General features: G+C 71.2%; 16 protein-coding genes. 15 read left to right on the top strand and 1 reads right to left on the bottom strand.

What is annotated here, in order from left to right; translation table 11 throughout:
* Window positions 1-302 (bottom strand): hypothetical protein (locus NHG85_RS05130; protein ID WP_253330440.1); only part of this gene is annotated, 302 nt, incomplete at its 3' end.
* 160 nt (window positions 303-462) lie between these two features.
* On the opposite strand from NHG85_RS05130, the gene fabF reads away from it, so the two are divergent.
* The 15 genes from fabF (at window position 463) to NHG85_RS05055 (ending at window position 10742) form a co-directional block, all read left to right on the top strand.
* Window positions 463-1731 (top strand): beta-ketoacyl-ACP synthase II, encoded by a 1269-nt coding sequence (gene fabF / locus NHG85_RS05125; RefSeq protein ID WP_253330438.1) that lies wholly within the window; start codon window positions 463-465, stop codon window positions 1729-1731.
* The gene (mltG, locus tag NHG85_RS05120) at window positions 1731-2894 is read left to right on the top strand and encodes an endolytic transglycosylase MltG (protein ID WP_253330436.1); all 1164 of its coding nucleotides are present in this window, start codon (window positions 1731-1733) and stop codon (window positions 2892-2894) included. The genes fabF and mltG overlap by 1 nt, the downstream gene beginning before the upstream one ends.
* Window positions 2895-3076: 182 nt before the next feature.
* Window positions 3077-3409 carry a hypothetical protein gene (locus NHG85_RS05115; protein ID WP_253330434.1) on the top strand — a complete coding sequence of 111 codons (333 nt, stop codon included), beginning with the start codon at window positions 3077-3079 and terminating at the stop codon, window positions 3407-3409.
* Window positions 3327-4697: a DNA-packaging protein gene (locus tag NHG85_RS05110; RefSeq protein WP_253330431.1), complete on the top strand. Its 1371-nt coding sequence runs from the start codon at window positions 3327-3329 to the stop codon at window positions 4695-4697. Before NHG85_RS05115 ends, NHG85_RS05110 begins: the two co-directional genes overlap by 83 nt.
* Before the next feature lie 178 nt (window positions 4698-4875).
* The gene (locus tag NHG85_RS05105) at window positions 4876-6048 is read left to right on the top strand and encodes a phage portal protein (protein WP_253330429.1); all 1173 of its coding nucleotides are present in this window, start codon (window positions 4876-4878) and stop codon (window positions 6046-6048) included.
* Entirely contained in the window at window positions 6041-6256 is a 216-nt protein-coding gene (locus NHG85_RS05100; protein ID WP_253330427.1) for a GTA head formation protein, RCAP_rcc01685 family, read from the top strand. The genes NHG85_RS05105 and NHG85_RS05100 overlap by 8 nt, the downstream gene beginning before the upstream one ends.
* Window positions 6257-6267: 11 nt before the next feature.
* The gene (locus tag NHG85_RS05095) at window positions 6268-6816 is read left to right on the top strand and encodes an HK97 family phage prohead protease (RefSeq protein WP_253330425.1); all 549 of its coding nucleotides are present in this window, start codon (window positions 6268-6270) and stop codon (window positions 6814-6816) included.
* Window positions 6809-7957 carry a phage major capsid protein gene (locus tag NHG85_RS05090; RefSeq protein WP_253330424.1) on the top strand — a complete coding sequence of 383 codons (1149 nt, stop codon included), beginning with the start codon at window positions 6809-6811 and terminating at the stop codon, window positions 7955-7957. Before NHG85_RS05095 ends, NHG85_RS05090 begins: the two co-directional genes overlap by 8 nt.
* A gap of 64 nt (window positions 7958-8021) precedes the next feature.
* Window positions 8022-8618 carry a head-tail connector protein gene (locus NHG85_RS05085; protein ID WP_253330422.1) on the top strand — a complete coding sequence of 199 codons (597 nt, stop codon included), beginning with the start codon at window positions 8022-8024 and terminating at the stop codon, window positions 8616-8618.
* Window positions 8615-8953, top strand: a complete 339-nt coding sequence (locus tag NHG85_RS05080; protein ID WP_253330421.1) for a head-tail adaptor protein — start codon at window positions 8615-8617, stop codon at window positions 8951-8953. The genes NHG85_RS05085 and NHG85_RS05080 overlap by 4 nt, the downstream gene beginning before the upstream one ends.
* Entirely contained in the window at window positions 8950-9360 is a 411-nt protein-coding gene (locus NHG85_RS05075; RefSeq protein ID WP_253330419.1) for a DUF3168 domain-containing protein, read from the top strand. The genes NHG85_RS05080 and NHG85_RS05075 overlap by 4 nt, the downstream gene beginning before the upstream one ends.
* A 23-nt stretch (window positions 9361-9383) precedes the next feature.
* Window positions 9384-9797 carry a phage major tail protein, TP901-1 family gene (locus tag NHG85_RS05070; RefSeq protein ID WP_253330417.1) on the top strand — a complete coding sequence of 138 codons (414 nt, stop codon included), beginning with the start codon at window positions 9384-9386 and terminating at the stop codon, window positions 9795-9797.
* Entirely contained in the window at window positions 9797-10111 is a 315-nt protein-coding gene (locus NHG85_RS05065; protein WP_253330415.1) for a gene transfer agent family protein, read from the top strand. The genes NHG85_RS05070 and NHG85_RS05065 overlap by 1 nt, the downstream gene beginning before the upstream one ends.
* Window positions 10111-10296 (top strand): rcc01693 family protein, encoded by a 186-nt coding sequence (locus NHG85_RS05060; protein WP_253330413.1) that lies wholly within the window; start codon window positions 10111-10113, stop codon window positions 10294-10296. Before NHG85_RS05065 ends, NHG85_RS05060 begins: the two co-directional genes overlap by 1 nt.
* Window positions 10293-10742: a phage tail tape measure protein gene (locus NHG85_RS05055; protein ID WP_253330411.1), complete on the top strand. Its 450-nt coding sequence runs from the start codon at window positions 10293-10295 to the stop codon at window positions 10740-10742. Before NHG85_RS05060 ends, NHG85_RS05055 begins: the two co-directional genes overlap by 4 nt.
* Window positions 10743-10797: the final 55 nt, after the last annotated feature.

Genomic DNA, 10797 nt, shown 5'->3' with positions numbered 1-10797 from the left:
GCCTGTGTGCCCAGCCGCGCGCGCGCCGCCACGACCCCATCGCTCCCGTCGAGCGCGACCGCCTCCGCCGCCTGCGACAGCAGCGCCGCGATGTCGCCCTCGTGGGTGGCGAGCGGATGGCCGCGCAGGTTCCACATCACGCGCTCCGCGTCGGTGCGGCGCAGCTCGCGCGAAAGCCCGCCCAGATCCCCGGCGGCGCCCTGCGACACCAGCCGCTCCAGCCTCTCGATCGTCTCGCAGGCGGGCGCGGCGCGCAGTGGCGCGGCCAAAACGATCAGCAACAACACGAACCACAGGCGCATGACGGCTCTCCTTCGCCCACCGTCATGCTCCGGAAAGGCTGAATTCCGCGTTAACTCGCCGCCGCGGCCCGCCGGGCGCGATTCAAAGGCCTCCGCGCCCTTGCTCCCGCGCGAAGCCCTGCGGTATCAGGGCGCGAGTTATTGCGAAGAGGATGGTCAGATGCGGCGAGTGGTCGTGACGGGGCTGGGGCTGGTGACGCCGCTGGCCGACAAGGTCGAGCCGAGCTGGGAAGCGATCCTGGCTGGCAAATCCGGTGCGGGGACCATCACCCGCTTCGATGCCGATCATTTGGCGACGAATTACGCCTGCGAGGTGCCGCGCGGGCCGGATGCCGATCCGGCGATCCGCTTCGATCCCGATGCCTATCTCGCGCCCAAGGAGCAGAGGAAGGTCGATGATTTCATCCTCTACGGCATCGCCGCGGCGCAGCAGGCGGTCGAGGACAGCGGCTGGATGCCCGAGGATGACGAGGGGCGCGAGCGCACCGGCGTGATGATCGGCTCCGGCATCGGCGGGCTGAACTCGATCGCCGAGACGGCGCTCTTGATCAAGGAAAAGGGCGCGCGCCGCGTTTCGCCCTTCTTCATCCCCGGCGCGCTGATCAACCTGATCTCGGGCCAGGTCTCGATCCGCTACGGCTTCAAGGGGCCGAACCACTCGGTCGTCACCGCCTGCTCCACGGGCGCGCATGCGATCGGCGATGCGGCGCGGCTGATCAAGTACGGCGCCGCCGACGTGATGGTCGCGGGTGGTGCCGAGGCCGCGATCTCCGAGATCGGCATCGCGGGCTTCAACGCCTGCAAGGCGCTCTCGACCAAGCGGCGCGACGATCCCAAGGCGGCCAGCCGCCCCTATGACACCGATCGCGACGGTTTCGTCATGGGCGAGGGCGCGGGCATCGTGGTGCTCGAGGATTACGAGCACGCGAAGGCGCGCGGCGCCAAGATCTATGCCGAGGTGCTGGGCTACGGTATGTCGGGCGACGCCTACCACATCACCGCGCCCTCCGAGGACGGCGAAGGCGGCGAGCGGGCGATGCGCGCCGCGCTCAAGGATGCCGGGGTCGCGCCCGAGCAGATCGACTACATCAACGCGCATGGCACCTCGACCATGGCCGACACGATCGAGCTTGGCGCGGTCGAGCGGATGATGGGCGAGGCGGCCTCGAGGGTCACCATGTCCTCGACCAAGTCGATGACCGGGCATCTTCTCGGGGCCGCGGGTGCGATCGAGGCGATCTTCTCGATCCTCGCGATCCGCGATCAGGTCGCGCCGCCGACCATCAACCTCGACGATCCGGCGGTCGAGACGGTGGTCGACCTCGCGCCGAACGAGAAGCGCCCGCGCGAGATCAACATCGCGCTGTCCAACAGCTTCGGCTTCGGCGGCACCAACGCCAGCGTCCTGTTCGGAAAGGTCGCCTCCTGATGTGGCGTCACCTCGCCTCGAACACGATCACCTTCCTGATCGTCGGCCTCGCCGGTGCGGCGGGGGTGATCGCCTGGGGGGTCAACGAATATTCGGGCGAGGGACCGCTTGAGACCGCGATCTGCCTGCAGGTCGAGCCGGGGACCAATTTCCGCACCGTCAGCCAGCAGCTCGCCGAAAAGGGTGCGATCGGCTCGGATTCGATCTTTCGGATCGGGGCCGAATACGCCGACAAGACGAGCCAGCTCAAGGCGGGCAGCCACCTGATCCCCGAGCGCGCTTCCATGGAGCGCATCGTCGATATCGTCACCCGCGGCGGCGCCTCGACCTGCGGCACCGAGATCCTCTACCGGGTCGGCGTCAACGCGGTTCTGGCCGAGGTGCGCGAGCTCGATCCCGCGACCTCCGATTATGTCGAGCTGGTCGAGTTCGACCCCACCGCCGAGGGCGTCGAGACCCCGCCCGAATACGCCGAGATGCGCGAGCGGGCCGACACCCGCTACCGCATCGCCGTGGCCGAAGGCGTCACCTCCTGGCAGGTGACGCAGGCGCTCAATGCCTTCGACACGCTCGAGGGCGATGTCGAGGAGATCCCCGCCGAGGGCAGCCTCGCGCCCGACAGCTACGAGATCACGCCGGGCACGCAGGTCGCGCAGGTGCTCGACCGGATGGCGGCGGCGCAGGCCGCGATCCTTGCCCAGGCCTGGGAGAACCGGGCGGGCGACCTGCCGCTCGACACGCCCGAGGAGGCGCTGATCCTCGCCTCGATCGTCGAGAAGGAAACCGGCGTCGCCGCCGAGCGGCCGCAGGTGGCGAGCGTCTTCGTCAACCGGCTGCGGCAGGGCATGCCGCTGCAGACCGACCCGACGGTGATCTATGGCATCACCGAGGGCAAGGGCGTGCTGGGCCGGGGCCTGCGCCGCAGCGAGCTGGACCGCGAGACGCCGTGGAACACCTACAAGATCAACGGCCTGCCGCCGACGCCCATCGCCAACCCCGGCCGCGCCGCGATCGAGGCGGCGCTCAACCCGGACACGACCGATTACATCTTCTTCGTGGCCGATGGCACGGGCGGCCACGCCTTTGCCCAGACGCTCGACGAGCACAACCGCAACGTCGCCAAATGGCGCGAGATCGAGGCGGAGCGGGCCGCCGGAAACTAAGTTTTCGTAAACGGAACGGGCGCTTGGCCGGCGCTCCTCATACGGCCCGGATTGACAGGGCGCACGCTTTGACGTAGGGTCAATGACAGGCTGGCAGAGATGCATGAGGCGGTCCCGGAGATATCCGGGGCCGCCTTTTTCGTGTCGTGACGCCAGCTTCGAAGATGGAGGCAGGCAAGCATATGGATGAGATGACGGGCCCCGACGGGGCACAGGCGGCGGCGCGCCGCAAGGAGTGGGAGGATGCGTGGCAGCTTCTCTCCTCCGTGCGGTCGACGCTGGCCGACATGCTGGAGGATCTGCGGGCTGAGGTGGGGGCGCCGAGAGATTTGCAGAAAAAGATCAGCGAGTTGGAGGCTGCCCTTAAGACGGCGTTCGAGGTGGAGAGGAAGTTTAATGACTGGCTCGGAAAGCAAGGCGGCGGGCTCGCCGATGGCGAGATCGACATCGAGGCCGCGCGGGAACGGATCACTTGCCGGCTGGATCGCCTGCGCGCCTGCTGCCGCGAGGGATGAGTTCCTCGACGCGCTCGACCCGGGGGAGCTGTCGGCGCTGCCCTGGATCTTCGATCTCTGGGCGCTGCCGCACCAGCTGCCGCCCGCGGGCGACTGGCGGACATGGGTGATCCTTGGCGGGCGCGGCGCGGGCAAGACCCGCGCCGGGGCCGAATGGGTGCGCGCGCAGGTCGAGGGCGCGCGGCCCAATGACACGGGGCGCGCGCGGCGCGTGGCGCTGGTGGGCGAGACGCTCGATCAGGCGCGCGAGGTCATGGTCTTTGGCGACAGCGGGATCATGGCCTGCTCGCCGCCCGACCGAAGGCCGGTCTGGAGCGCGACGCGGCGGATGCTGACCTGGCCCAACGGCGCCGTGGCGCAGCTCTTTTCGGCGCATGACTACGAGGCGCTGCGCGGCCCGCAGTTCGACGCGGCCTGGGCCGACGAGCTGGCCAAGTGGAAGCGCGGGGCCGAAGCCTGGGACATGCTGCAATTCGGGCTGCGTCTGGGCGAGCCGCGCGCCTGCGTGACGACGACCCCGCGCAACGTGGCGGTGCTGCGCGATCTTCTGGCCTCTGACAGCACGGTGAGCACCCATGCGGCGACCCAAGCCAACGCCGCCAACCTCGCGCGCGGCTTTCTCGACGAGATGCAGCGCCGCTACGCGGGCACGCGGCAGGGGCGACAGGAGCTTGAGGGGGTGCTGCTGAGCGATGCCGAAGGCGCGCTCTGGACCGCCGAGATGCTGGTCGGTTGCGCGGTGGAGACGGCCCCCGAACTCGACCGCATCGTCGTCGCGGTCGATCCGTCGGTAAGCGCGCATGCCGGATCGGATGCCTGCGGCATCGTGGTGGCGGGGGCCGTGACGCAAGGCCCGCCGCAAAACTGGCGGGCCTATGTGCTGGAGGATGCGACGGTCGAGGCCGCGTCCCCGCTCGACTGGGCCCGCGCGGCCTGCGCCGCGATGGCGCGGCACGGGGCGGAGCGGATGGTGGCCGAGGTCAACCAGGGCGGCGCGCTGGTCGAGACGGTGGTGCGGCAGGTGGACCCCATGGTGCCGTTCAAGGCGCTGCACGCCGGGCGCTCCAAGGGGCTCCGGGCCGAACCGGTGGCGGCGCTCTACGAACAGGGGCGCGTGCATCACCTGCGCGGGCTCGGGCCATTGGAGGACCAGATGGCGCAGATGACGGCGCGGGGCTTTCTCGGCTCGGGCTCGCCCGACCGGGTCGATGCGCTGGTCTGGGCGCTGCACGAGCTGATGATCGCCCCCGCGCAGGGCTGGCGCCGCCCGCGGCTTCGGATGCTCTGACCGGTTCATCTTTCCTCAAATACGCGCGGGGGGCCGCGGCACGCGGCGGGGGCGGCAGCCCCCTGCATCGGGGGGTGTTGCGCGCCGCCCCAAACCACCGCGCGCCCCGTTCCCGCTTTTCCAACCCGGCGCTGCCATTCTCTGCCCCAAGCCAAGAGACGACCAGCGGGGGGCGGCGATGTTCGAGTTCTTCAAGCGCGACAAGGGAGCGCCAGAGGCCAAGGCCTCGGCGGCGGGGCGCTGCCTCGCCTGGCCCGGCGCGGGGCGGCCGGCGTGGAGCGCGCGGGACACCGTCTCGCTCACCCGCGCGGGCTTCGTTTCCAACCCGGTGGGCTTCCGCGCGGTGCGGCTGATTTCCGAGGCGGCGGCGGCGCTGCCCCTGATGCTGCAGGATCGCGGTCGTCGCCATGACGAACACCCCGCATTGTCGCTTCTGGCCCGGCCCAACCCCGGTCAGGGCCGGGCCGAGCTGATCGAGGCGCTGGTGGGGCAGATCCTGCTCACCGGCAACGGCTATGTCGAGGCGGTAGGGGCCGAGGGTCTGCCCTATGAGCTGCACGTGCTGCGCTCGGACCGGGTGTCGCTGGTGCCGGGGGCCGACGGCTGGCCGGTGGGGTATGAGTATGCCGCGGGCGGCGCCAAGCACCGGTTTGCGGTGGGCGATGGCCCCAGCCCGGTGTGCCACATCAAGAGCTTTCATCCGCAGGACGACCATTACGGCCTCTCGGCGCTGTCGGCGGCGGCCACGGCGATCGACGTGCACAACGCCGCCTCGGCTTGGTCCAAGGCGCTCTTGGACAATGCCGCGCGCCCCTCGGGTGCGATCGTCTATCGCGGCGCCGACGGGCAGGCCGGGCTGACGCCCGATCAATACGACAGGCTGGTCGAGGAGATGGAGAGCCAGCATCAGGGCGCGCGCAACGCGGGCCGCCCCATGCTGCTCGAAGGCGGGCTCGACTGGAAGCCGATGGGGTTCAGCCCTTCGGACATGGAGTTCCAGAAGACCAAGGAGGCGGCGGCGCGCGAGATCGCGGTGGCCTTCGGCGTGCCGCCGATGATCCTCGGGATACCGGGCGACGCGACCTACGCCAATTACCAGGAGGCCAACCGCGCCTTCTACCGGCTGACCGTGCTGCCGCTGATGGCGCGGATCGCGGGCGCCTTGGCCGAATGGCTGTCGGATTTCGCGGATGAGCGGTTCGAGCTTCGGGTCGATCTCGACCAGGTGCCCGCACTCGCCGCCGAGCGCGACGGGCAGTGGCGGCGCGTCTCCGAGGCGCTGTTCCTGACGGATGCGGAAAAGCGCGCGCTGCTGGGCCTGCCCGCGCGGGAGGTCGGCTCCGATGGATGATCTGCGCGATCCGGGCTTTGCCTGCGCGCCGGGGCTGCGGATCGAGGCGCATGAGCGGCTGGTGGCGCTTCAATTCGCGCAGGTCGCGGCCACGCTGGAGCGGATCGAGGCGGTGATGGAGCGGCTGGAGCGCAGGCTCTGGCTCGCCGTCTACGGCGTCGTCGCGGCCATCGGCGCGCAGGCGGCCCAAGGAATCGTGGGGCTTTGAGGGAGGGAATGATGGAGCTGGAACGCAAGTTCTGCGCGGGCGGCACGGAGGGCACCGGGCCGCTGGAGATCGGCGAGGGCGCGGTCATCTCGGGCTATGCCTCGCTCTTCGGCAAGGCCGATCAGGGCGGCGACGTGGTCGAGCCCGGGGCCTATGCCGCCTCGCTCAAGCGTCTCGAAGGGGCGGGCGGCCGGGTGCGAATGCTCTGGCAGCACGACCCCTCGCGCCCGATCGGCGTCTGGGACGAGGTGCGCGAGGATGCCACCGGCCTCTGGGTCAAGGGCCGCATTCTCACGGAGGTGGCGCAGGGCCGCGAGGCGGTGGCGCTGGTGGCGGCGGGGGCGATCGACGGGCTGTCGATCGGCTACCGCACGCGGCGCGCGAGGAAAGACGGCGCGGGGCGCAGGCTAGACGAGCTAGAGCTTTGGGAGGTGTCTCTGGTGACCTTCCCGATGCTGCGCGAGGCGCGCGTCGGCGCGAAACACGATGACGCGCTGGTCGCACGGGTCCGCGCCGCGCGCGCGGTGCTGAAGGGCAACGAGGGGGAACGCGATGCGTGACGATGACGAGCTTGGCCGCGAGATCGGCGGGCTGATGGACGAGCTGGGCCGGTTTTCGGCCGAGATCCGAACGAAACTCAAGGCACAGGACGACCGGATGACCAGACTGGACCGCAAGACCGCGCTCGCCGCGCGCCCCGCTCTCGAAGCGAAGGCCGAAGCCCAGCCGCACCGCGCCGCCTTTGGCGCCTATCTGCGCACCGGCGAGGATGACGGGCTGCGGGGCCTCGGGCTCGAAGGCAAGGCGATGAGCAGCACCGTCGCCGCCGATGGCGGCTATCTCGTCGATCCGCAGACCGCCGACCGGGTGCGCGGCGTGCTGGGCGCCACCGCCTCGCTGCGCGCCATAGCCTCCGTGGTGGCGGTGGACGCGGGCTCCTACGACGTGTTGATCGACCACGCCGAGCCGGGCGCGGGCTGGGCCGACGAGACCACGGCGCGCAGCGAGACCAGCACGCCGAAGATCGACCGGATCACCATCCCGCTGCACGAGCTCTCGGCCCTGCCCAAGACCTCTCAGCGCCTGCTCGACGACTCTGCCTTCGACATCGAGGGCTGGCTCGCGGGGCGCATCGCCGACACCTTCGCCCGGTCCGAGGCGGCGGCCTTCGTCTCGGGCGACGGGGTGGACAAGCCGACCGGCATCCTGAGCTACCCGCAGGTCGATGACGACGGCTGGAGCTGGGGCAGCCTCGGCTATGTCGCCACCGGCACCGACGGCGGCTTCGACGCGGCGAGCCCGGCGGATGCGGTGATCGACCTCGTCTACCGGCTCGGCGCGCCCTACCGCGCGGGCGCGAGCTTCGTGATGAACTCGCGCACGGCGGGCGCGCTGCGCAAGCTCAAGGACGCGGACGGGCGGTTCCTGTGGTCCGACGGGCTTTCGGCGGGCGAGCCCGCGCGGCTCCTGGGCTACCCGGTGCTGATCGCCGAGGACATGCCCGACATCGCCACGGATGCCTGCGCGCTGGCCTTCGGCAATTTCGAGGCGGGCTACACCATCGCCGAGCGGCCCGACCTGCGGGTGCTGCGCGATCCCTTCTCGGCCAAGCCGCATGTGATCTTCTACGCCACCAAGCGGGTCGGCGGCGCGGTGAGCGATTTCGCGGCGATCAAGCTTCTGAAGTTCGGCATCGCCTGATGCGGCGCCGGGCCGCCATGAGGGGCGGCCCGGCCCTTGGCTCGCGAGTGCGAAAGGACGGGTGATGAGACTGATCGAGACGGGGGCCGTGCCAGAGGCGGCGCTGCCCATCGAGGGCTTTCGCGCGCATCTGCGGCTCGGCACCGGCTTTGCCGAGGAGGGGCTGCAGGACGCGGTGCTGGCGGGCTTCCTGCGCGCCGCCATCGCCGCGATCGAGGCGCGCACCGGCAAGGTGCTGCTGTCGCGCGGCTTCGCGCTGGAGCTGGCGCGCTGGCGCGACGAGATGCGCCAGACGCTCCCCGTGGCGCCGCTGGTGGCGGTGACGGCGTTCGAGACGCGCGACGCGCAGGGCGTGACAACGCCGGTGCCCACGGGCCGCTGGCGCGCCGTGGCCGACGATGCGCGCCCGCGGATCGAGGCGCTGTCACTGGCGCTGCCCGCGATCCCCGAAGGCGGCATCGCGCGGATCGGCTTCGAGGCGGGCTTCGGCCCCGCCTGGGCCGATATCCCGGCCGATCTGGCGCAGGCCACGATGATGCTGGCCGCGCATTATTACGAATACCGCCACGACACGGCGCTGGGCCCGGGCTGCATGCCCTTTGGCGTCACCGCGCTGACCGAGCGGTTTCGCAACCTGCGGCTCTCGGGGCGCGGCGCATGAGGCCGGTGCGGCTGAACCGGGCCTTGCTGCTCGAAGCACCGCTGCGCGCGCCCGACGGGGCGGGCGGCTTTGCGCGGGGCTGGCTGGCGCGTGGCACGCTCTGGGCGCGGGTGGAGGCGCGCTCGGGGCGCGATCTCGACGGGCTGGGCGCGGCGCTGAGCCGGGTCCTGCTGCGCATCACCATCCGCGCGGCCCCGCCCGGCTCGTCGATGCGCCCCGCGCCGGAGCAGCGGTTTCGCGAGGGCGGGCGGATCTACGCGATCCGCGCGGTGCGCGAGCTCGACAGGGATGGGAAATACCTCGTCTGCGAGGCCGAGGAGGAGGTGGCACGATGAGCTATGCGATGGCCGAGGCGCTTCAGACGGCGATCTTCGCCCGGCTGAAGGCCCATGTGCCGCTGACCGACATGCTGGGCGAGGCGATCTACGACGCGCTGCCCGCGGGCCCCCTGCCGCCGCTCTACGCGGTGCTGGGCGCGGAAAAGGCGCGCGACGCCTCGGACGGCACGGCATCGGGGGCGGCGCATGAGTTCACGGTGAGCGTGGTGAGCGACGCGGCCGGGTTTCGCGCCGCCAAGCAGGCGGCAGCGGCGATCTCGGACGCGCTGTCGGGTCCGCCGCCCGAATTGTCGCGCGGGCGGCTGGTGGGGCTGTGGTTCGCGCGGGCGCGGGCGCGGCGGGAGGGCAGCGGCGATGCGCGGCGGGTGGATCTCACCTTTCGCGCGCTGAGCGAAGACGGCTGAACATCAACGAGGAGGGCGCAGCAATGGCGGCTCAGAACGGCAGGGATCTCCTGCTCAAGATCGACATGACCGGCGACGGGCTGTTCGAGACCATGGCGGGGCTGCGCGCGACGCGGCTCACGCTCAATGCGCAAAGCGTCGACGTCACCCATCTGGGCAGCGCGGGCTGGCGCGAGGTGCTGGCGGGCGCGGGCGTGCGCAGCGCCGCCATCGCAGGCTCGGGCGTGTTTCGCGACGCCGACACCGACGCCCGCGCGCGGCAGATCTTCTTCGACGGGGAGACGCCGGAGTTCCAGGTGGTGATCCCCGATTTCGGCACCATGACCGGCGCCTTCCAGATCGCCTCGATCGACTACGCGGGCAGCCATGACGGCGAGGCCAGCTTCGAGATCGCTCTGGTCTCGGCCGGGCCGGTGCACTTCGAGGCGGCGCTCTGATGGCCAACCCGCTGGCCGGCGAGGTGGCGCTCGTGCTCGACGGGCAGCCCCGCGTCATGAAGCTGACGCTGGGCGCTCTGGCCGAGCTCGAGGAGAGCCTTGGTGCCGACAGCATCGCCGCGCTGCTGGCCCGGCTCGAAGGCGGCGAGGTCTCGGCACGCGATGTCATGGCGCTCATCGTCGCGGGGCTTCGGGGGGGCGGCTGGCCGGGGCGGGCCGCAGAACTCGTAGCCGCCGAGATCGAGGGTGGCCCGGTCGAGGCGGCGCGGCTCGCCGCGCTTCTGGTCGCGCGCGCCTTTGGCGAGGTGGCGTGATGCGGCTCGACTGGGCGGCGATGATGCGCGCCGGGATCGGCGGGCTGAAGCTGAAGCCGCAGGAGTTCTGGGCGCTGACGCCCGCCGAGCTGCGGCTGATGCTCGGGCCCTTGGGCCCCGCACCGATGGGGCGCGCGCGCTTCGACGAGCTGTGCCGCGACTATCCCGATGAGGAGACAGCATGACCGAGGACGAGTTCGAGGCGCTGGAACGCGCCATGGAGGACACCGGCAGCATGGCCGAGAGCTTCTCGCGCGAGCTGGCGCGGATGCGCGCGGGGCTGGCGGAGACGACGCGCGATCTGGGCAAGCTGGAGCGCGGCTTTTCTGGCGGGCTGCGCCGGGCCATCGACGGGGTCCTGTTCGACGGCGCCTCTCCGGGTGCGGCGCTGCGCGGCCTGGCGGGGGCGATGTCCTCCACCGTCTATGACAACGCGATGCGCCCGGTGACCGACGGTCTGGGCGGGCTTCTGGCCCAGGGGGTGAACGGCCTCGTCTCGGGGTTGATGCCCTTTGCCAAGGGCGGCGCCTTCGCGGGCGGCGTGGTCTCGGGGCCGGTGGCCTTTCCGATGCGCGGCGGCGCGGGGCTGATGGGCGAGGCGGGGCCCGACTCAGACCGACCTGGATCATGAAGGCGACCGAGGTGACCTGCAGCGCGATGCCATGCGCGGCGAGCGGCACCGCGCC

Source organism: Limimaricola litoreus, assembly GCF_024159025.1.
GTDB lineage: Bacteria > Pseudomonadota > Alphaproteobacteria > Rhodobacterales > Rhodobacteraceae > Limimaricola > Limimaricola litoreus.
Note: the sequence above shows the minus strand (reverse complement) of the source record. Positions and strands in the feature narration are given on the sequence as shown.

Bases quoted from the DNA above. Each gene is read 5' to 3' on its own strand.
- NHG85_RS05115 (WP_253330434.1), top strand. From the start codon at position 3,077: ATGGATGAGATGACGGGCCCCGACGGGGCACAGGCGGCGGCGCGCCGC.
- NHG85_RS05095 (WP_253330425.1), top strand. From the start codon at position 6,268: ATGGAGCTGGAACGCAAGTTCTGCGCGGGCGGCACGGAGGGCACCGGG.
- NHG85_RS05110 (WP_253330431.1), top strand. From the start codon at position 3,327: ATGGCGAGATCGACATCGAGGCCGCGCGGGAACGGATCACTTGCCGGC.
- mltG (WP_253330436.1), top strand. From the start codon at position 1,731: ATGTGGCGTCACCTCGCCTCGAACACGATCACCTTCCTGATCGTCGGC.
- NHG85_RS05100 (WP_253330427.1), top strand. From the start codon at position 6,041: ATGGATGATCTGCGCGATCCGGGCTTTGCCTGCGCGCCGGGGCTGCGG.
- NHG85_RS05070 (WP_253330417.1), top strand. From the start codon at position 9,384: ATGGCGGCTCAGAACGGCAGGGATCTCCTGCTCAAGATCGACATGACC.
- NHG85_RS05090 (WP_253330424.1), top strand. From the start codon at position 6,809: ATGCGTGACGATGACGAGCTTGGCCGCGAGATCGGCGGGCTGATGGAC.
- NHG85_RS05065 (WP_253330415.1), top strand. From the start codon at position 9,797: ATGGCCAACCCGCTGGCCGGCGAGGTGGCGCTCGTGCTCGACGGGCAG.
- NHG85_RS05060 (WP_253330413.1), top strand. From the start codon at position 10,111: ATGCGGCTCGACTGGGCGGCGATGATGCGCGCCGGGATCGGCGGGCTG.
- fabF (WP_253330438.1), top strand. From the start codon at position 463: ATGCGGCGAGTGGTCGTGACGGGGCTGGGGCTGGTGACGCCGCTGGCC.
- NHG85_RS05055 (WP_253330411.1), top strand. From the start codon at position 10,293: ATGACCGAGGACGAGTTCGAGGCGCTGGAACGCGCCATGGAGGACACC.
- NHG85_RS05085 (WP_253330422.1), top strand. From the start codon at position 8,022: ATGAGACTGATCGAGACGGGGGCCGTGCCAGAGGCGGCGCTGCCCATC.
- NHG85_RS05080 (WP_253330421.1), top strand. From the start codon at position 8,615: ATGAGGCCGGTGCGGCTGAACCGGGCCTTGCTGCTCGAAGCACCGCTG.
- NHG85_RS05075 (WP_253330419.1), top strand. From the start codon at position 8,950: ATGAGCTATGCGATGGCCGAGGCGCTTCAGACGGCGATCTTCGCCCGG.
- NHG85_RS05105 (WP_253330429.1), top strand. From the start codon at position 4,876: ATGTTCGAGTTCTTCAAGCGCGACAAGGGAGCGCCAGAGGCCAAGGCC.